This window comes from Rhodovarius sp. (assembly GCF_040399605.1).
GTDB lineage: Bacteria > Pseudomonadota > Alphaproteobacteria > Acetobacterales > Acetobacteraceae > Rhodovarius > Rhodovarius crocodyli_A.
Map to the genome: position 1 here is coordinate 3,702 of NZ_JBBARU010000043.1, position 19,752 is coordinate 23,453.

The following is a 19,752-nucleotide window of genomic DNA, read 5'->3' on the forward strand; positions in this document are numbered from 1 at the left end:
TTACGGCGGGCAATTGGCCTTGTCGCATTCAGCAGCCTAACGGCTGGGCGGGCGCCGCGCAGAACTCATACCCAATCCCTGAAGCCTAGCAGGAAGCAGCACAGGCTAGCGATGCTAAGGCTGAGGCCAGCAGCACCGCCAAAGCCAGCGACGAGCTATCCGAGGACGTCCTGGAGGCGCTGGCAGGAGGTGCTGGGCCGCCGGGTCTCTACGTGCGAGATTTTACTAGTGTAGATTCTAGTACTAGAGGTGTTAGTAGTAATATGAGCGGGGGAGGGTTTAGTTTCACAAGCAGTATAAATCCTCCGGTTATGCCCATGAAAATTCCAAAACCGCCCTGATCGCCAACCCTTTCAGATAATATCCACTCCAGCAGATCCCAAAGGTCAGACGATACCAGAGAACGAAGCAGCCGCCTCCACCGCTGAAGCGCAACAGGGGGTGGCCAAGGCCAGCGGCACCAAGGCTGAAGCCGCACCCCACAAATAGGCTGTTTCTGGCTGGTGTTCGGTCCCAGGATTGGGTGGCCGGCTGGAACGCCCAGCTAGGCCTGCGCCCGCGCCGCTGCAGCGGCCGATATCAAAACCCGCCATCCCTTGGCCTGACGCACGATTTTTCCGATAGGTTTTCGGTCAGCCTGGACCGGGCTGAAAAACCTCATCCATAAACAAACTCCTCGCCGTCAAGGTCGATCAACGGGAACTCATCCTTCTCCGCCCAGTAATCCTGGGTGTGCTGCCATCCCCGCTTATCGCCACGCTTCGGTAGCAGGTGGATGCCGCGCATGAGATAACCCGGATTGAAGCTCTCCTCGTCTATCCAGGGCAGAAGCGGCATGTTGTGGTCTTCTTGCCGCAGCTGCACCTCCACCCGCCTGGCGCCCTTGGCGTCCATCTGCCGCAGCAGCCGGCAGACGAAATCCCCCACCAAATCGGCCCGCAATGTCCAGCTTGCGCGGAAATAGCCGAATACCCAGGCCATATTGGGGATGGAGGTGAACATCATGCCGCGATAGGTCACGGTCTCGTGGAAATTGAGCGGTTCGCCATTGATGCTGAAGGCGATGTCGCCGAGCACGTTCAGATGGAAGCCGGTCGCAGTGACCACGATATCGGCATCCAGATGTTGGCCGGATTTCAGCGTGATGCCGGTCTCATCGAAGGTCTCGATCGCATCGGTGACGACCGAGGCCTTGCCGGCCGCAATGCCCTTGAACAGATCGGCATCGGGCACGAAGGCGATACGCTGCCGCCAGGGCCGGTAGCTCGGCGTGAAATGCGCCTCGACCGTCTCCGCCGGGATATGCGCGCCCACCAGGCCGAGCAGCTCCTGCTTTACCTTCTCCGGCTCCTCGAAGCTGCGCTTCGTGAACACCGATTGCTCGAACAGGATTTTCCGCCGCACGATCTCATGGATCCAGCTTTCATCCACTTGCAGCTTGCGCAGCTCATCGGCGATTTCGATGGCGTTGCGCCCGGTGCGGAAGAAGGTCGGTGTCCGCTGCAGCATGGTCACATGTGCTGCCGTGTCGCACATGTTCGGGACCACCGTCGCGGCCGTCGCGCCCGAGCCGATGACCACAACGCGCTTGCCGGCATAGTCCAGATCTTCAGGCCAGGTCTGCGGATGCACGATCCGGCCCTGGAAGCGGCTCATCCCCGGCCATTGCGGCGTATAGCCCTCCTCGTGCCGGTAATAGCCCTGGCACATCCACAGGAAATTCGCGGTGAAGCGCACCACCTCGCCGGTATCGCCGACCCGGGCCTCGATGCTCCACAGGTTCTCCGCGCTCGACCAGGCCGCGGTGGCGATCCGGTGGTGGTAGCGGATATGCGGCTCGATCCCGTTCTCCTCGATCACCTCGCCCATATATTTGCGGATTTCCTCGGCGGTCGCGATCGGCGCTCCGGTCCAGGGCTTGAAGCGATAACCGAACGTATAGAGGTCGCTGTCCGAGCGGATGCCGGGATATTTATGCGTCCACCAAGTCCCGCCGAAACTGTCCTGCGCTTCGAGGATGACGAAGCTTTTTCCCGGGCATTGCTGCTGCAGGTGATAGGCGCCGCCGATGCCGGAAATCCCGGCACCGACGATCAGCACGTCGAAATGCTCGGCCTTCGCGTTCGCGGCAGGAGAGTGCAGGATGGCGGTGTCGGGCATGGTTTGCGCTTCTTCGGCTGGGGACGTTGGCTCCACTATAGCCCTGTCGGGCTCAGGCCGCGATCACCCTTTCCCGCGGCAATCCCCGGCCAATTCCTGCCGCACTATCGCCGCCCCCGCCGCCATGGCGGATAATTTGCCGAAGGCGCGCGCCCGGGGCAGGTATTTCATGCCGCAATCGGGCGCAATCACCAGGCGTTCGGCCGCCACGTGCCGCAGGCCGGCGCGGATGCGTGCGGCCACGGTCTGGGGGCTCTCCACCTCGGCCGAGCCCAGATCCAGCACACCGAGCATGATAGTCTTATTCGACAGATCAGCGAGGATGCCCAGATCCAGCTTGGGCTGCGCCGCCTCGATGGAGATTTGTTCGGCCGCGCTATCGGCCAGTTGCGAGAGGAAGGAATAGCCCGAGGGCTTATCCGCCACCATCGCGGCGTAGCCAAAGCACAAATGCACCACGGTTGGCCCCGGCACGCCTTCGAGCGCCCGGTTCAGCGCCTTCACGCCGAACTGCATCGCCTGTTCCGGCCGCGCCTGCAGCCAGGGTTCGTCGAATTGGATGATATCGGCGCCAGCGGCCTTGAGGTCCCGCGCCTCCTCCGCCACAGCCTCGGCATAGGCCATGGCGACGGCTTCCGGGTCGCCATAATACTCGTCATGTGCCTGCATCGACAGGGTGAAGGGCCCGGGCAGGGTGATCTTGATCTGCCGGTCGGTATTGGCGCGGAGGAATTCCACGTCGCGCACCTCCACCGCGTGGCGGCGGCGGATCGGGCCCGTGATGCGCGGCACCGGCGTGGGTTTGCCCGCCCGGCCCACGACGATGGCAGGGTTGTCCACATCCACGCCATCCAGGGCGAGGGCAAAGCGGTTGGAGTAGCTCTCACGCCGCATTTCGCCATCGGTGATGATGTCGATGCCCGCCCGCTCCATATCGCGGATCGCGATCAGGGTGGCGTCATCCTGCGCCTGTTCGAGAGCATCCTCAGCCGCCCGCCAAATGGCCTTCAGCCGCACCCGGGGCACGACATTATTGCCCACCAGAATGGCGCGATCCACCAGCCAATCCGGTTGCGGATAGCTGCCCACGACGGTGGTGGGCAGAAGGGTTTTGGTCATGGCGTGGTGCTCTCCGGCAATATGGATGGACGATGGCCGAGGCATCCCCGCGCGGCAAGCCGGGGGCATTGCAGCCACTGCCTTGCCTTGCAAGATTGGGGGCGACGCCGTGTGCGGGCTTTTGTAGCCTGCCCTCCCACCGCGCCCGAAGGAGAATGACCGTGCAGGATCTGGATATCGACTCGACGACCAAGGCGGTGCTCGAGCAGATGGCGCTGACCACCGATCCGCGCCTGCGTGAGATCATGGAAGCTGCCGTTCGCCATGTGCATGATTTTGCCCGCGAGGTGAAACTCACCCCCGAGGAATGGCTCAAGGGCATCGGCTTTCTCACCGCGGTGGGGCAGATGTGCACGCCTTACCGGCAGGAATTCATCCTGCTGTCGGATGTGCTGGGGCTCTCCCGGCTGGTCAATCTGATGCATGACAGCCAAGGCCGCGACGAGGCGGCAACCGAGACCAGCCTGCTCGGCCCCTTCTTCCGCGAGAAGGCACCGGAGATTGCGCTCGGCGGCAGCATCATCAGCGCGATGAAAGGCGAGGAGATCGTGATCTTCGGCCAGGTCACCGACCCTGCGGGCCATGGCGTGGCGGGTGCCGAGATCGATGTCTGGCAGACCGATGCCGAAGGGCAATATGATTTGCAGGCCAATGATCCTTCGGTGATGGATATGCGCGGCCGGCTGCGCTGCGATGCCGAGGGCCGCTTCCATTTCCGCACCGAAAAGCCGGTGGGCTATTCCATCCCGATGGATGGCCCGGTGGGCGCGCTGGTGCGCCAGCAAAGCCGGCATGGCTTCCGCCCGGCGCATATCCATGTGCTGGTGGCGGCACCGGGGCATCGTGAATTGATCACCGCGCTGTATTTCGGCGATGACCCGCATATCGACAGTGACACGGTGTTTGGCGTCTCGGCCTCGCTGGTGATCACCCAGAGCGCCGGGCTGGAGGGCAATCCGCTACCGAACCTGCCGGGCATTCGCTATGACTTCACCCTCTCCCCCGCCAGCGATGGCGCGGGTGGTCGGGTGGGTTCAGACCCCTCAAAGCTCATGCCGACCGGCTGAGGCCGCTTTACCCGCCGCACCACGCCTTATTGGGAGAAAACAACCATGCTCATCCGTCGCCGCCTTGCGGCAGCCGCCGCCGCTCTCGTCCTTGCCAGCCCGGCATGGGCGCAGGAGGCCTTTCCCAGCCGGTCGCTGCAATTCGTGCTGCCCTATCCGCCCGGCAATGCGATCGACTTGCTGGTGCGGGCCCTGGCGGCCGAGATGTCACCCTTGCTGCGGCAATCGGTGGTGGTGATCAACCGCGATGGTGCGGCGGGTGCGGTGGGTTCGGTCTCGGTCGCCCGGGCGGCGGCGGATGGCTATACGGTGCTGTTTGTGCCCGCCCTCGTCGCCTCCGTGCTGCCGGTGACGCAGGCGAGCAGCGGGCTGCGGGTGGACAGCTTCCGCCCGGTTTGCCAGGTCTTCAACAATTCCATGGCTTTGGTGGTGAAGCCGGATAGCCCGATCCGCAGCCTGGCGGATTTGCAGGCGGCGGCGCGGGCCCAGCCGGGGCGGCTGACCTATGGCACGCTCGGCGTCACCTCCATCCCGCATCTGGCCATGGAGCAATGGGCTGGTGCTGCGGGGGTCGAGTTCACCCATGTGCCCTTCCGCGCCGATGCGGCGGTGATGACCGAGGTGATCACCGGGCGCCTTGATGTCGGCTCCATCGTGCTGGGCTCGGCGGCAGGGCGAAATGATGTCCGCATCCTCGCCGTGTTCGACAGTGAGCGGCACCCTGATTTTCCGGATTCGGCCACCGCCGTCGAACAGGGCTTCAATGTGCTGCCGGCCAGCTTTGGCGGGCTTTTCGTGCCCGCCGGCACGCCGGAGGAGCGGATTGCGGCGCTGGAGACGGCCTGCACCACGGCGGCCGGCACCGCCGCCTATCGCGCGGCCGCCCGAACGGGCAGCCAGCCGGCCAATTTCTTTCTTGATCGGGCGGCTTTCACCCGGCGGCTGCAATCCGATGTGGAGACCAAGGCGGCGCAGCTGCGCCGCCTGACCTTGAACTGAGGCCAGCCTCAGGCGAGGCGCGCGCCCGCCTGAGTCCAGAACGCCGCCGCGGCGGGGTGCCAGGGCACGCCGGCGGCGGCAGTTTTCTGCACATCGAGGGTGAAGCCCCGCGCCTCGGCATGCACCCGCGCCCAATCCTCGCGGTTTTGCCACAGCACATTCAGCACCTGGGTCACCAGCGCTGCGGGCGCATCCTCACGCATTGCCAGAATATTGGCGACGCTGAGCTGGCGGTTCGGCGCCGTCTGGCCGGGATAGGTGCCAGCGGGGATCACCTCGGGGAAATAGACCGGGCCATTGGTGGCGACGATGCGCTCGGCATATTGGTCATGATCGACCAGCACCATTGTCGTGCCGGGTGTTGCGGCCAGGTCGGTGATCGCACTGGTCGGCACGCCGGAGACGAAGAAATACGCGTCGATCTTGCCATCGCGGATTGCCGCCGTGCTCTCGGCCGGGGAGAGTCGCTCACGGCCACGGAAATCACTGGCCAGGTTGAGGCCGGCGGCCTCCAACAGCCGGGCTGCGAAAAGCTCGGTCGCCGATTGCGGCGCGCCGGTGGAGATGCGCTTGCCCTTGAGGTCCTGGATGGAGCGGATATTGCGATCCGCCGTAGTCACCACCTGCATGCGGTTGGTGTAGAGCACGGCAATGGCGCGGGTGGGGACGACCCGGCCGCGGAACTGGCCGGCGCCGCGCACGCTATCCACCGCCGCATCAACCTGGCCGAAGACGATCTGCGCCCGGCCGGCGCCCAGCAGCTGGAAATTGGCGGTGGAGCCGGCGGTCACCTCGGCGGTGGCGGAGGTGCCGGGAATGCCGCGGGTGAGGTAATTCGCCAGCGCGCCACCCAGCGGGTAATACACGCCGCCGGTGGTGCCGGTGGCGATTGCCATCTGGTTGGTCTGGGCGCGGGCGGCGGGTGCGGCAAGCAGCGGCAGGGCCATGGCGGCGCGGCGGGTCAGTGTGGACATCGGCATTTTCTCCCGGGTTGTGGCGTTGGGTGAGAGATAGCCATGCGCGCAGGCGGCGGAAAGCCCCCAATTGGCGGAGCCATTGTTGATGTCGGTCAAGGCGCGCCACGCGATGGCGGGGCAGGCTTGGCCGATCACACGCCAGGAGGCTCCGATGCCGGACATCAACAACCCCACCGCCGCTAGGCTGATGACCCGCAGCGTCGTCAGTATCCTGGCCGAAACCCCGGTGCATGACATCGCGCTGCTGCTGGCGGAGCGGTCAATCTCCGCCGTGCCGGTGGTGGATAGCCAGGGCCAGGTGCTGGGCATGGTCACCGAGGCTGATCTGGTGCGCCGTCTGGCCGGGCTGGCCGATACCAAGCCCGGCTGGCTGGCCCGCATCTTCGCCGACCCGGCGGGCCGGGCTGAGCGCTATGCCCGCACCCATGGCGCCGTGGCGCGTGACATCATGACCGAGGCTGTGGTGAGCGTGGCGGAAACCGCAACCGCCGCCGACATCGCCCATCTGATGGAGGAGCGGCAAATCCGCCGGGTTCTGGTGCTTGATGAGGGGCGGCTGGTCGGGCTGGTCAGCCGCGCCGACCTGTTGCGCGCCCTCACCATGCCTGAGGCGGAGGCGCCCCCGGCAGGGGATGATGTGATCCGCGAGGCGGTGGTCGAGGCGCTGCGGGGGGAGACTTGGTCGAGCGGCTATTACTCCTCCGTGGCGGTGACGCGCGGCGTGGTCAGTTTTGAGGGCTTTTGCCAGGTGCCGGGCTCGCGGCGCGGCATGCATGTGCTGGCGCTGGGGGTGCCGGGGGTGCGCGGCGTGGTGGACAATACGGTGCCCATGCCCATGGCCTATGTGGCGGGGATTTGAGGGCGGGTACTACCGCGCCCGCACCGTCAACAGCACCACAAAACCCAGGGCCATGAGTCCCACCACCACCGCCATGCCCGCCTGCTGGCTGGCGAAGGCGGCGGTGGCGATGGCCAGCAGTGCCGGGCCGATAAAGCCCGTCACCCGGCCGGAGAGCGCGAAGAGGCCAAACCAGGCGCCCACCTCGCCCGGTGGCGCCAGCCGCGCCATCAAGGTTCGGCTGGCCGCCTGGGCGGGGCCGAAGAACAGGCCCAGGCCACCGCCCAGCACCCAGAACATCGTCTTGCCTTCCACCAGCAGCAACCCCAGGCCGATGAGGATGATGCAACCCAGCGAGAGCAGCACGGTGCGCCGCGAACCCAGCCCATCCTCCAACATGCCCCCCAGCAGCGCACCCAGCCCCGCGGTGATGTTGAGCAGGATGCCAAAGAGCAGGATTTCGGAAAAACCCATGCCGAAGCGGCCCGCCGCATAAATGGCGCCAAAGGCGAAGAGGGTATTCAGCCCATCGGTGTAGAACAGGCGGGCCAGCAGGAAGCGCGCCAGCACCGGCTCGCGCGGCAGGCTGCGCAGCAGGCGGGCAATCTCGCTCAGCCCGGTGCTGATGGCCTGACGGATGGGCGGGCGCTGCACCGGGTCGCGCACCGCGATCAGCACCGGCCAGCAGAATATCATCATCCAGGCACCGACAAGAAGGGCTGTGGCGCGGATATGCTCCCCCGCCTCGCGGTTCAGGCCGAAGAGCGCGGGGTCGGGCTGCACCAGCAGCACGAGGCAGAGTGCAAGGCAGACGAGCCCCCCGCCATAGCCCATGGCCCAGCCTATGCCGGAGACGCGGCCCATCGCCTCGGGCCGGGCCACACCGGGGAGCATGGCATTGTAGAACACCGTGCCGAGTTCAAAGCCGATCGAGGCGATGCCCACCAGCAGCAGCGCCGTCACGGCATAACCAGGTTCGGGCCGGATGAACCAGATCATCGCCGTGGCCAGGGCCGTCAATAAGGTCAATACCAGCAGCATGCCGCGGCGGCGGCCGCCAGCATCGGCCACGGCACCCAGCACCGGCGAGAGCAGCCCGACGGTCAGCCCCACCAGCGCCTGCATCCAGGCCCACATCGCCTGCCCCTCCACCGGGCTGGCCGCCACGGAGGCGGTGAAATAGGTGGCGATGACGAAGGTGGAGATGACGGTGGGGAAGGCCGAATTGGCGATGTCATAGCTCGCCCAGGCCCATTCCTTCGCGTTCATGCTGGTATCCCTGTTCTGTGCTGGAGGCTTGTATTAGGACATCATCCTACAGCGCATGGCGACTGGGCTAGCCGGCCAGGCACCACCCGCCCTCAGGCGGCATTGGCCCCCTTGATGGCGGCGACGACAGCGGCGGTGACCGCGGCCGTATTGGCGCTGCCGCCCACATCGGCTGTGAGAATACCGGCGGCGCAGACTTGCTCCACCGCGGTGATCAGCGCCGCAGCAGCCACCGCCTCGCCCAGATGTTCCAGCATCATCGCCGCCGTCCAGAAAGTGGCGACGGGATTGGCAACGCCCTTGCCGGCAATATCGAAGGCCGAGCCATGGATGGGTTCGAACATCGAGGGGAAGCGCCGCGAGGGGTCGAGATTGGCGGTGGGTGCGACGCCAAGCGAGCCCGCCACCGCCCCGGCCAGATCCGACAGAATATCGGCATGGAGGTTGGTGGCGACGACGGTGTCGATGCTCTGGGGCCGGCGGACCATGCGCGCGGCCATGGCATCCACCAACTCCTTCTCCCAGGTCACGGTGGGGAATTCGGCGGCAACCTCGGCGGCGATTTCGTCCCAAAACACCATACCATGCTTCTGGGCGTTGGATTTGGTGACGACGGTGAGCAATTTGCGCGGGCGTTTTGCCGCGATGGCAAAGGCGGTGCGCATGATGCGGGTGACGCCAGCACGGGTGAAAATCGCGGTTTCGGTGGCGATTTCCTCGGGGTGGCCGCGATGGGCGCGGCCGCCATGGCCGGCATATTCACCCTCGGAGTTTTCACGCACGATCACCCAGTCGATATCCCCGGGTGACACTTCGCGCAGCGGCGAGGTCAGGCCAGGCAGCACCCGCGTGGGGCGGATATTGGCATATTGATCAAAGCCCTGGCAGATTTTCAGCCGCAGGCCCCACAGTGTGAGGTCATCGGGCAGATGCGCATCGCCCACCGCGCCGAAGAAGATGGCGTGGAACGGCTTGAGCGTGTCCAACCCATCCTCGGGCATCATCCGCCCGGTCTGGCGGTAATAATCGCTGCCCCAGGGGAAGGTTTCCACATCAAGGGCAAAGCCCTGGCGTTCGGCCAGGGCGGTGAGGACTTCGAGGCCGGCGGGGATGACCTCCTGGCCGATGCCATCCCCTGGGATAGCAGCAATGTGGTGGCGGCGCATGGTTTATTCCTTTAGCATGGAAGCATGAATGCAAGTTTGGGTGCGGCGGCCTATGCCGCGTTGAAACAGGCGGTGCTGGATGCCTCTCTGGCGCCCGGCAGCACCGCCAGCGAACCCGAGATCGCCGCCCGGCTGGGCATGTCCCGCACCCCGGTGCATGAGGCGGTGCTGCGGCTGCAGGCCGAGGGTTTTTTGCGCGTCATCCCCAAGCGCGGCGTGCTGGTGGTGCCGGTGGCGCGCGGTGATGTGGCCGATGTATATGAGGTGCTGATCGCGCTTGAGGGTGCGGCCGCTGCGCGGTTGGCGCGCGCGCCCGCCCGCGCTGCCCTGGCCGAATTGCGGGCGCTGACGGCGGAGATGGAACAGGCGCTGTCCGAAGGCCGCCGCCGCGCCTGGGCCGAGGCGGATGATGCCTTCCACCGCCTGCTGCTCAGCGCCTGCGGCAATGCACGGCTTGAGGCCGGGGCGGCCAATGCGCTGGATCTGGCGGGCCGCGCGCGGCTGCTGACCCTGGGCGGGCGCCCGCTCGCCGCTTCTGCCGCCGAGCACTGGGCGCTGATCGAGGCGCTGGATGCGGGCGATGCCAATACCGCCCGCATGACCATCGCCGAACATCGCGGCCGGGCGGCACGGGAGATGCTGGCGCTGCTGCCATGAGGGTTGATCCATGGAAACTTGCATACAAGTCTCGATTTGCTTTTTCAATCCCCGCCAGCCTAGTCTGTATCCACTAGAGGAAAGGCGCCAATGACCTGGAATGACAGCAGCGCCCATGCCGCCTTGATGGCCATGTGGAAGGCCGCAATCGACGCGGCGGACCCGCTCACCTGCCTCGCACCGCACCTGCCCGAACCGCCTGCCAAGGGGCGCATCATCGTGGTGGGTGCGGGCAAGGCCGCGGCCAAGATGGCGCTAGCGGTTGAAACCGCCTGGGCGCATTTGCCGCTGCATGGCCTCGTCGTCACCACCCATGGCGCCGACCTGCCCGACCCGCCGGCCAATCGGCGCATCGCTGTGCGCTTTGGCCGTCACCCCACGCCGGACGCCCAGGGCGCGGCCGCCGCGGCCGACATGCTGGCCATGGTTCAGGGCCTCACCGAGAATGACCTGGTGCTGGCGCTGATGTCAGGCGGGGGTTCATCACTCTCCACCCTGCCCGCGCCGGGCCTCACCTTGGATGACATGATCGCGGTGAACCGGGAATTGCTGCGCTCCGGCGCGGCCATCTCGGCGATGAATTGCGTGCGAAAACACCTCTCCGCCTTCTCGGGCGGCCGGCTCGCGGCGGCGGCGCATCCAGCCCGCGTGGTCACCCTCGCCATCTCGGATGTTCCGGGCGATGACCCGGGCACCATTGCCTCCGGCCCCACCGTGCCCGATGCGACGACCTTCGCCCAAGCCCGCGCCATCGTCGCGCGTTATGGCATGACCCTACCCGCCGCCGCCCAGGCGCAGCTGGAAGCGGCAGCGGTGGAAAGCCCAAAAACCCTGGCCAATACCAGCTTCCACCTCATCGCCACGCCGATGATGGCGCTGCATGCCATGGCCAAAGCGGCCCAGACGCATGGCCTCACCCCCCTCATCCTGGGCGACGCGCTGGAAGGCGAAGCCCGCCAATTGGGCACCGTTCTGGCCGGCATGGCCCTCTCGGCCGCCACCCATGGCCAGCCGCTTGCCGGGCCCTGCGTGCTGCTCTCGGGCGGGGAGACCACGGTGACCATGCCCGCCGGCACCCAAGGCTCCGGCGGGCGCAGCACGGAATGCCTGCTGGGCATGGCCCTGGCGCTGAAAGCCCATCCGCGCATCTGGGCCCTTTGTGCTGATACCGATGGCATTGATGGCCGCTCCGATGCCGCCGGCGCCTGGCTCACGCCTGATACAATCGGCCAGTCCAGCCTCAATGCCCAGCATTGCCTCGATACCCATACCAGCTACGCGCTGTTCGAAAGCGCCGGCACGCTGCTGATCACCGGGCCGACGCTGACCAACGTCAATGATGTGCGGGCGGTGATCATTGGCTGAAAAGGGGGCGCATATGGCAGGCCCCGCCCGTTCAGACCGTCAACACATTCCCCACGCCGCTTGGCGCCCAGCACCCGAACAACCCTGTCAGGACAATCATCATGGCCCGCATTGCGCTACGACGGCATCGGCGGACGAAGATCATCGCGACGCTGGGCCCCGCCAGTGCCAATCCGGAGATGATCGAGAAATTGTTTCGCGCGGGTGCCGATGTGTTCCGGCTGAATTTCTCCCATGGCAGTCACGAGGTGCATGCGGCGACGCTGGCGGCCATTCGCGCGGTTGAGGCAAAGCTGGGCCGCCCGGTGGGCGTGCTGGCCGATGTCCAGGGCCCCAAGCTGCGGGTGGGCAAGTTCGGCGGCGGGCGGGTGACGCTGACCAATGGGTCATCCTTCACCCTCGACCTCAATCCCACCCCGGGCGATGCGCGCCGGGTGCAATTGCCGCATCCCGAAATCATCAATGCCGCGCGCATCGGCACCACCTTGCTGCTCGATGACGGCAAGCTGCGGTTGCGGGTGACGCGGGTGCGGGAGAATGATCACCTGGAGACCGAGGTGATCAATGGCGGTGCGCTGTCGGACCGCAAGGGCGTGAATGTGCCCGATGTGCCCTTGCCCATTCCGGCGCTGACGGAAAAGGACCGTGCCGATCTCGCTTTCATCCTGCCCCTGGGCATTGAGTATATCGGCCTCAGCTTCGTCCAACGGGCCGAGGATGTGGCCGAGGCCCAGGCGATTGCCGCCGGGCGGGCACTCATCATGGTGAAGATGGAAAAGCCGCAGGCGGTGGAGAATATGGATGCCATCCTGGCACTCGCCGATTGCGTGATGGTGGCCCGCGGTGATCTGGGCGTCGAACTGCCGACCGAGGAGGTGCCGCTGGTGCAAAAGCGCATCGTGCGTGCCGCCCGCGCGCTGGGCAAGCCGGTTGTGGTCGCCACCCAGATGCTGGAGAGCATGATCACCGCCCCCACACCCACCCGGGCCGAGGCTTCGGATGTGGCAACGGCGGTGTTTGATGGCGCCGATTGCGTGATGCTCAGCGCCGAGACCGCAGCCGGGCAATTCCCGCAGGAATCGGTGGAGATGATGAACCGCATCGTCGCGCGCGTTGAGCAGGATCCCGGCTGGCGCAGCCTGACCGATGCCGCAAGGCCAGAGCCGGAACGCAACTCCGCCTCGGCCATCGCCGCCGCGGCGCGGCAGGTGGCGCATACCATTGGCGCGCAGGCCATCGTCACCTTTTCGCAAACCGGCAGCACCACCTTGCGGGTGGCGCGCGAGCGGCCGGATTGCCCCATTCTGGGCTTGACCATGACGCAGGCGGCGGCCCGGCGCATGGCCTGTGTCTGGGGCGTGCATTCGCTGGTGGTGGAAGAAATCCACTCAATGACCGAAATGGCCAAGCGCGCCACCAGGGCGGCGCTGGCTGAGGGCTTTGCCAAGCTGGGCGATGAGGTGGTGGTCACTGCCGGCCTTCCCTTTGGCACGCCAGGGACGACCAATGCGCTGCGGGTGGCTGCGGTGCGGTAACGGGCCGATCCCAATAACGCGAATGCAGCGCCGCACCGTTTCCTGTTGACCCGAAACCGCTCTAAAACGCGGCAATGCAGCACGACGACGAAACCCAACCCGACCCGATCTTCGCCATGCGCGAAGCCGCGAAGGGCATTTCGGTGAGGATCATGGACCTCTCCGGCGCCAATGGGTCAGACCCGGTGGAGGAGGTGCGCGGCTTTGGCTCGCTGGGTCATGCCAATACCTTCGCCCGGCGTTATGTGCGCGATAGCATGGAAATCTGCCGCGCCCGTGGCATGGCGCCCGAGCAGGTGATCGAGGCTTGGTTCATGTTTGGCGAGGATGCAGAGGTGCATGGCGCGGAGGCCGGCGCCTGGTCCAGTAAGGCCGAGTTGAAGGGTTTTTCCGAGCGTCCCCTGAAGATGTCGGAACAGCGGGACTGGCGGGCCATAGACCCGCGCCGCGCCTTGGACGAAGAAGAGGCATGAAACTCCGCTTCGCCCCCTCCCCCACCGGTTTCCTCCATGTGGGCAATGCCCGCATCGCGGTGACCAATGCGCTGCTGGCACTCAAGCATGGTGGTGAGTTCGTGCTCCGCCTGGATGACACCGACACCGAGCGCTCACGCCCCGAATACGCCACCGCCATCGAGGAGGATCTGGGCTGGCTGGGCATCGCCTTCACCGGGCCGGTGCGCCAGCAGGACCGCACCGCGCTCTATGATTCGGCAGCGGCGAAGCTCAAGGCCAGCGGCCACCTCTACCCCTGTTTCGAAAGCGAGGAAGAGTTGCGCTTCAAGCGCGAGCAGCGCGCCAAGCAGGGCAAGCCACCGGTCTATGACCGCGCCGCGCTGAAAATGACCCAGGGGCAGCTCGAACGCGCACTCGCCAATGGCAAGGCGCCCTATTGGCGCTTCAAGCTGAGCCAGGGCTCACGCGAATGGAATGATGGCGTGCTGGGCGCGCGCAGCGTCAAACTCCCTCCCATCAGCGACCCGGTGCTGATCCGCGCCGATGGCAGTTTTCTCTACACCTTCACCTCGGTGGTCGATGATATCGACATGGGCATCACGCATATCGTGCGTGGTGAGGATCATGTAACCAATACCGGGGTGCAGCTCGATATCTTCGCCGCTCTCGGTGCGAATATCGCGAAGCTGCATTTCGCCCATTTGCCGCTGCTCACCGATGCCGATGGCGGGCCGCTCTCCAAGCGCCTGGGCTCGCTCGGCCTGCGGCAGATGCGCCGCGATGGCGTGGAGCCGGCGGCGCTGGTGGGATATCTGGCGGCCCTTGGCACATCGCATGACCCGCGCCCCGGCCTGCCGGCTGATCTGGCGCCCGGTTTTGATATTGCGGCAGTCTCCAAATCCTCAGCGCGGTTTGACCCGCGGCAGATGTTGGCATTGAACCGCAAATTGCTGCACGAGATGTCCTTTGCCGAGGCGCAGCCCCGCCTGCCCGCCGGGGCGACCGAGCATTTCTGGACGGTGGTGCGCGGCAATCTGGATATGATGAGCGAGGCCCGGGCGTGGTGGGATGTCGCCGCCGGCCATATTCCCCCCGCTGTGCTGGAGGGTGAGGGCGAGTTCCTGCGTGCCGCACTCGGTACCCTGCCGCCAGAGCCCTTCACGCCAATGACCTGGCCCGACTGGACCAATGCCGTGAAGGCCGCCACCGGCCGCAAGGGCAAGGCGCTGTTCATGCCGCTCCGCCAGGCCCTGACCGGCGAGGATCATGGCCCGGATTTGAAGGATTTGCTGCCGCTGATCGGCCGGGCGCGGGCTGAGGAGAGGCTGCGCGCGGCGATTCAAGCCTGAATTCCCAAGGCCGGAGGGGTTGAGATGCTTCACCGGCCCGCCAGCCTTCTGAACCCGCGCTTGCGCCCACTGCCCTTTGGCCCCATGGACCGGCCCTCATGACCCAGCTCAGCTTCCACAATAGCCTCACCCGCATGCGCGAGCCGTTCCGGCCGATCGATGCCGATCATGTGCGGATGTATGTCTGCGGGCCGACGGTTTATGACCTCGCCCATCTGGGCAATGCCCGGCCGGTGGTGGTGTTCGACGTGCTGGCGCGGCTGCTGCGCCGCACCTTCTCGCATGTCACCTACGCCCGGAACATCACCGATGTGGATGACAAGATCAACGCCCGTGCGCGCGAGACCGGCCAGAGCATCGCCGAGATCACCGCCCGCACCGCGGCGGATTTCCACACCGATATGGCAGCGCTGAATTGCCTGCCGCCCGATGTGGAGCCGCGCGCCACGGCGCATATCCCGCAGATGATCGCGCTGTGCGAAAAGCTGATCGCCGGCGGCCATGCCTATGCGGCCGAGGGGCATGTCTTGTTCGCGGTCAGCTCCTTCGCCGATTACGGCAAGCTCTCGGGCCGCAATCAGGACGAACTCCTGGCCGGCGCGCGCATCGATGTGGCCCCATACAAGCGCGATGCTGGCGATTTCGTGCTGTGGAAGCCCTCGGATGCCCAAACCCCGGGTTGGGACAGCCCCTGGGGCCGTGGCCGGCCGGGCTGGCATATCGAATGCTCGGCCATGTCCTGGGAACATTTGGGCGAGGTGTTCGACATTCATGGCGGCGGTGCCGATCTGATGTTCCCGCATCATGAGAATGAGGTGGCGCAAAGCCGCTGCGCCCATGGCACCAGCAGCATGGCCAATACCTGGCTGCATAATGGCATGCTGCTGGTCGATGGCGAGAAGATGTCGAAATCGCTCGGCAACTTCCTGCCGGTGCGCGATATTTTGGCGCGCGGCGGATGGGCCGGGGAGGCGTTTCGTCTCCTGCTGCTGCGCACGCATTACCGCAGCGCGCTGGATTTCTCCTTTGCAGCGCTGGAGGAATGCAAGGCCGAGCTGGATGATTTCTACGCCATGCTGGCCCGCCCGGCACCAGAGGCCGAGGCGATGCCGGCCATGGTGGATTGGGTGCTGGAACCCTTGGGCGATGATCTGAACACCCCCCTGGCGCTGGGCCGGTTGCGGGACCTTCGCACCTTGGAAAACGTGGCCAATGTGGGTGGCTCAGCCGCCGCCGTACACGCCCGCACCCCAGCACCTTGGGACCCGGCACCTGGCGTGGCGCGGGCCAGCGTGCTCGCGGCCGCCGCTCTACTGGGCCTGCTGTGGCATGATGCGGCGGCATGGCGCCAGGGCGAGGGCTCGGAAGCCATCGAGGCCGCCATCACCGCTCGCCTGAAAGCACGGGCCGAGAAAAACTGGGCCGAGGCGGACCGCATCCGCGCCGAGCTGACCGCCCAGGGCGTCGTGCTGGAAGACGGCGCGGGCGGCACGACCTGGCGACGGGTTTGATGGGGGGGCGCGGGTTGCCCGGGGAAGGGCTTTGCCCCTCCCCGTACCTCACCCCACCAGGGGCGACCCGCCCCTGGACCGTGATGAATAAAGCCTGGGTTCCAAGGGCCTTTCGGCCCTTGGCGGGTGGGGTCTGGGAAGGGCAGAGCCCTCTCCAGGGCCACCAGCGCCCCCCCTCATGACCGGCCGCGAAGACGGCGCCGATCTCGCCCCGCTCCCCGGCGAGACGCCCATCGTGGTGCTGGTGAACCCGCAACTGGCCGACAATATCGGCATGGTCGCCCGTGCCATGGCCAATGGCGGATTGTTCCATCTCCGCCTCGTCGCCCCGCGCGATGGTTGGCCGCAGGCGCGGGCATTTCGCACCGCCTCGGGCTCGCAGCGCATCCTGGAGGCCTGCACCCTGCATGACACGGTGGCCGATGCGGTGGCGGATTGCCATCGCGTCTTCGCCACCTGCCCCCGGCCGCGCTATGTCATCACCCGCGTCTTCAATGCCCGCGCGGCGGCGGAAGAGTTCCATGTAGTCAATAATAACGGCCTGCGCGCGGCGGTGCTGTTCGGCCCCGAACGCGCCGGCCTCACCGCCGATGACCTGGCCCATGCCGATACCCTGGTGCGCTACCCGCTCAACCCCAAGCACAATTCCCTGAATCTAGCCCAGGCGGTGATGATTCTGAGCTATGAGTGGTGGATGGCGGCCGAGGCCACGCCGCCCCGGCAATTCCAGACCCATCGCACCGCACCCGCCACCAAGGGCCAGCTCGACAATTTCATGGGCCATCTGATCGAGGAGCTGGACGCCTGCGGTTTCCTGCGCAATGCGCCCAAGCGGCCGGGCATGGTGCGCAATCTCCGCCACTGGTTCGAGCGCGGCGAAATCACCGAGCAGGAACTCAACACCATGCATGGTGTGGTCTCGGAATTATCACGCGGGCGGATGCGCCATGGCCGGCCGGAGGCCAAGGCAGAAGAGGATGAGTGAGCGCCCTCAGGCGGCGCGGGCAGCCGGCACCCCGCGCATCCGCCCCCCGGGCGTGGCACCCTCTATGCTGGCGGCATAATCCGCCGCTTCCAGCAGCCCGGCCCAATGCACGCCGGTCTCGATGCCCATGCGCGAAAAAGCCCAGACCACATCCTCCATCGCCACATTGCCCGTGGCGCCAGGGGCATAGGGGCAACCGCCAATGCCGCCGGCCGCGGCATCGAATACCCGGCAACCCGCCTCATAGGCGGCCACGGTATTGGCCACGCCCATGCCGTAAGTGTCATGGCCATGGAAGGCAAAGCGCGGGCCGTGTTCGCGGATCGCCCGCCCCATCACCCGGCGCACCTGGTCGGGCGCGGCATTGCCGGTGGTGTCGCAGAGGCTGATTTCCATGCCCGCATGCAGCGGCGCGATGCGGTCCACCAGCCTTGCCACCGCATCTTCCGGCACCACGCCCTCAAAGGGGCAGTGATAGACGCAGGAGATATTGAAGCGGATTTTCTTGTCGCTGGGCGTGTCGCGGACCAGGGCCGAGAGTTCGCGCAAACCATCTTCCAGCGAGCGGTTGAGGTTGGACTGATTATGCGCCTCGGTCGCTGACATGAAAAAGCCCAGGCGATGCGCGCCACCCTGCAGCGCGGCATCAAAGCCGCGGCGATTGGGCACCAGCACGGTCGATTCCAGACCCTCCAGCTCCAGCGCCGCGCGCAGCACATCCCCGGTATCCACCATTTGCGGAATGGCCTTGGGCGAGACGAAGCTGCCCACCTCCATCCGCTTCAGGCCAGCGGCATGCAGCTTCTGCACCAGGGCGATCTTCACCGCGGTGGGCACGAAATTCTTGACCGGCTGCAACCCGTCACGCGGGCTCACTTCGCTCAATTGGATCATGGCTTCATCCCCAGCAATTCGCCGAATACATGGTCATTATGCGCCCCCGCCGCCGCCCCGGTCCAGCGCACCATGTCGCGGCTTGATACCCCGTCGAATTTGAAGGGCGCGGCCGGGTGCAGAACCTTGCCCAGCAGCGGATCCTCAACCTCCATCACCAGGTCGCGCGCCTGGAAATGCGGGTCCTCCACGCAATCCTTCATGTCATAGAGGCGCGAGCAGGGCACTTCGGCACCATCCAGCGCCTCCTCCGCCTCCTTGGCGGTTTTGGTGGCGGTCCAGGCGGCGATCGCGGCGTCCAGCGCCTCCACATTGTCGCAGCGCGTGGCGTTGGTGACAAAGCGCGGGTCGGTCGCCATCTGCGGCTGGCCGATCACCGCCATCAGGCGCTTGAAGATCAGGTCCGAATTGCCGGCGATGCAGAGCCATTTCCCATCGGCGCAGAGATAGGTGTTGGTCGGTGCCGCGGTCTTGATCGCAGCCCCCTGCGGCTGCCGCACCCAGCCAAACAGGCCGTATTCCGGCAGCATCCCCTCCATCAGCGAGAAGACGCTGGAGACCAGATCAAGGTCGATGATGCGGCCCTGATGATTGCCGTTTTTCACCCCCCAGCATGCGCTGACCACCGCCATGGCGGCATACATCCCGGCCAGATCATCGCTGATGGACACACCGCAGCGCGGCGGCGGCAGCGCCGTCTGCCCCGGATTGGCGGTGAGGTGGCGCAGGCCGCCCATAGCCTCGCCAATCGCGCCAAAGGCGGGTTTGTCGCGGTAAGGGCCATCCTGCCCATAGCCCGAGACGCGGGCAATGATCAGGTTCGGGTTGGCCGCATGCAGCGTGGCCGGGCCGAGCCCCACCCGCTCCATATAGCCCGGGCGATAATTCTCGATCAGCGCATCGGCGCGGCCGGCCAGCTTCAGCACCTTGTCGCGCCCTTCGGCCGATTTCAGATCAAGCGTGACCGAAAGCTTATTCCGGCCATGCACGGAAAACCACACCGGATGGCCCTGATGCAGCGAGCCCCAGCCGCGCACCGGGTCGCCCTCTGGTGGCTCCACCTTGATCACCTCGGCGCCGAGATCGGCTAAGAGCCGGCTGGCGAAGGGGGCAGCTATGTAGTGGCCCAGTTCTACGATTTTCAGGCCTTGGAGCGGAAGCATGCCCTGTGTGTAGGGGCTGATCGCCCCGCCTTCCAGCCGGGGATGATGTCGGGCCGCCCGCAACATCTATCATGCAGGGCCTGCGTTGAAAATTTTACGCAACCCGGCACTGGGGTGAGGCGTTGCTTCATTGTCCGGGTTCCATGGCTAACCTCGGAAGGCGTCAACCTCCCGCGCCTTCCTGTCTCTCCCGGATGCGCCGGCCCCGCAATTCTGGGCCGGGCGGAACTTATCGGGGGTGGC

The 19,752-nt window shown here is 66.0% G+C and carries 17 protein-coding genes; 10 read left to right on the top strand and 7 right to left on the bottom strand.

Features of this window, described 5'->3' with window-relative positions:
• Nucleotides 1-657: 657 nt before the first annotated feature.
• Together ABWP84_RS11745 and ABWP84_RS11750 are read right to left on the bottom strand one after the other, a co-directional pair.
• A complete protein-coding gene (locus tag ABWP84_RS11745) occupies nt 658-2,160 on the bottom strand; it encodes an NAD(P)/FAD-dependent oxidoreductase (RefSeq protein ID WP_353212219.1) in 1,503 nt (500 codons plus the stop codon).
• A gap of 63 nt (nt 2,161-2,223) precedes the next feature.
• Nucleotides 2,224-3,279 carry a uroporphyrinogen decarboxylase family protein gene (locus ABWP84_RS11750; protein WP_353212220.1) on the bottom strand — a complete coding sequence of 352 codons (1,056 nt, stop codon included), beginning with the start codon at nt 3,277-3,279 and terminating at the stop codon, nt 2,224-2,226.
• A 161-nt stretch (nt 3,280-3,440) separates the two neighbouring features.
• Here ABWP84_RS11750 and ABWP84_RS11755 point away from each other — a divergent pair, with 161 nt between their 5' ends.
• Both ABWP84_RS11755 and ABWP84_RS11760 read left to right on the top strand, forming a co-directional pair.
• The gene (locus tag ABWP84_RS11755) at nt 3,441-4,346 is read left to right on the top strand and encodes a dioxygenase (RefSeq protein WP_353212221.1); all 906 of its coding nucleotides are present in this window, start codon (nt 3,441-3,443) and stop codon (nt 4,344-4,346) included.
• A gap of 45 nt (nt 4,347-4,391) precedes the next feature.
• Nucleotides 4,392-5,345 (top strand): tripartite tricarboxylate transporter substrate binding protein, encoded by a 954-nt coding sequence (locus tag ABWP84_RS11760; RefSeq protein ID WP_353212222.1) that lies wholly within the window; start codon nt 4,392-4,394, stop codon nt 5,343-5,345.
• 8 nt (nt 5,346-5,353) lie between these two features.
• On the opposite strand, the gene ABWP84_RS11765 is transcribed toward ABWP84_RS11760, so the two are convergent.
• Nucleotides 5,354-6,484 carry a TAXI family TRAP transporter solute-binding subunit gene (locus ABWP84_RS11765; RefSeq protein ID WP_353212223.1) on the bottom strand — a complete coding sequence of 377 codons (1,131 nt, stop codon included), beginning with the start codon at nt 6,482-6,484 and terminating at the stop codon, nt 5,354-5,356.
• Between ABWP84_RS11765 and ABWP84_RS11770 the strand changes: the two genes are divergently transcribed.
• Complete coding sequence (locus tag ABWP84_RS11770; RefSeq protein ID WP_353212224.1) at nt 6,474-7,181, top strand: CBS domain-containing protein; 708 nt, start codon at nt 6,474-6,476, stop codon at nt 7,179-7,181. The two genes, ABWP84_RS11765 and ABWP84_RS11770, sit on opposite strands and share 11 nt — an antisense overlap.
• Nucleotides 7,182-7,190: 9 nt before the next feature.
• Here the strand turns inward: ABWP84_RS11770 and ABWP84_RS11775 are convergent, their stop codons facing one another.
• Both ABWP84_RS11775 and ABWP84_RS11780 read right to left on the bottom strand, forming a co-directional pair.
• Nucleotides 7,191-8,429: an MFS transporter gene (locus ABWP84_RS11775; protein WP_353212225.1), complete on the bottom strand. Its 1,239-nt coding sequence runs from the start codon at nt 8,427-8,429 to the stop codon at nt 7,191-7,193.
• Between the two features lie 92 nt (nt 8,430-8,521).
• Nucleotides 8,522-9,595: a tartrate dehydrogenase gene (locus tag ABWP84_RS11780; RefSeq protein WP_353212226.1), complete on the bottom strand. Its 1,074-nt coding sequence runs from the start codon at nt 9,593-9,595 to the stop codon at nt 8,522-8,524.
• 24 nt (nt 9,596-9,619) lie between these two features.
• On the opposite strand from ABWP84_RS11780, the gene ABWP84_RS11785 reads away from it, so the two are divergent.
• The 7 genes from ABWP84_RS11785 to ABWP84_RS11815 all read left to right on the top strand — a co-directional run bounded on the left by ABWP84_RS11785 (nt 9,620) and on the right by ABWP84_RS11815 (nt 17,452).
• The gene (locus tag ABWP84_RS11785; protein ID WP_353212227.1) at nt 9,620-10,252 is read left to right on the top strand and encodes a GntR family transcriptional regulator; all 633 of its coding nucleotides are present in this window, start codon (nt 9,620-9,622) and stop codon (nt 10,250-10,252) included.
• A gap of 90 nt (nt 10,253-10,342) precedes the next feature.
• Entirely contained in the window at nt 10,343-11,617 is a 1,275-nt protein-coding gene (locus ABWP84_RS11790; protein ID WP_353212228.1) for a glycerate kinase, read from the top strand.
• Nucleotides 11,618-11,718: 101 nt separating this feature from the next.
• Nucleotides 11,719-13,152 carry a pyruvate kinase gene (gene pyk / locus ABWP84_RS11795; RefSeq protein ID WP_353212229.1) on the top strand — a complete coding sequence of 478 codons (1,434 nt, stop codon included), beginning with the start codon at nt 11,719-11,721 and terminating at the stop codon, nt 13,150-13,152.
• A gap of 74 nt (nt 13,153-13,226) precedes the next feature.
• Nucleotides 13,227-13,625 (top strand): hypothetical protein, encoded by a 399-nt coding sequence (locus ABWP84_RS11800; protein WP_353212230.1) that lies wholly within the window; start codon nt 13,227-13,229, stop codon nt 13,623-13,625.
• On the top strand, nt 13,622-14,956 hold the full coding sequence (locus ABWP84_RS11805) for a glutamate--tRNA ligase (RefSeq protein WP_353212231.1): 1,335 nt from the start codon (nt 13,622-13,624) through the stop codon (nt 14,954-14,956). Before ABWP84_RS11800 ends, ABWP84_RS11805 begins: the two co-directional genes overlap by 4 nt.
• 98 nt (nt 14,957-15,054) lie before the next feature.
• A complete protein-coding gene (gene cysS, locus ABWP84_RS11810; RefSeq protein WP_353212232.1) occupies nt 15,055-16,467 on the top strand; it encodes a cysteine--tRNA ligase in 1,413 nt (470 codons plus the stop codon).
• A 178-nt stretch (nt 16,468-16,645) separates the two neighbouring features.
• Nucleotides 16,646-17,452: an RNA methyltransferase gene (locus ABWP84_RS11815; protein ID WP_353212233.1), complete on the top strand. Its 807-nt coding sequence runs from the start codon at nt 16,646-16,648 to the stop codon at nt 17,450-17,452.
• 6 nt (nt 17,453-17,458) lie between these two features.
• Here the strand turns inward: ABWP84_RS11815 and ABWP84_RS11820 are convergent, their stop codons facing one another.
• Both ABWP84_RS11820 and ABWP84_RS11825 read right to left on the bottom strand, forming a co-directional pair.
• On the bottom strand, nt 17,459-18,346 hold the full coding sequence (locus ABWP84_RS11820) for a hydroxymethylglutaryl-CoA lyase (RefSeq protein ID WP_353212234.1): 888 nt from the start codon (nt 18,344-18,346) through the stop codon (nt 17,459-17,461).
• Nucleotides 18,343-19,509: a CoA transferase gene (locus ABWP84_RS11825; RefSeq protein WP_353212235.1), complete on the bottom strand. Its 1,167-nt coding sequence runs from the start codon at nt 19,507-19,509 to the stop codon at nt 18,343-18,345. The genes ABWP84_RS11820 and ABWP84_RS11825 overlap by 4 nt, the downstream gene beginning before the upstream one ends.
• Between the last annotated feature and the right edge of the window lie 243 nt (nt 19,510-19,752).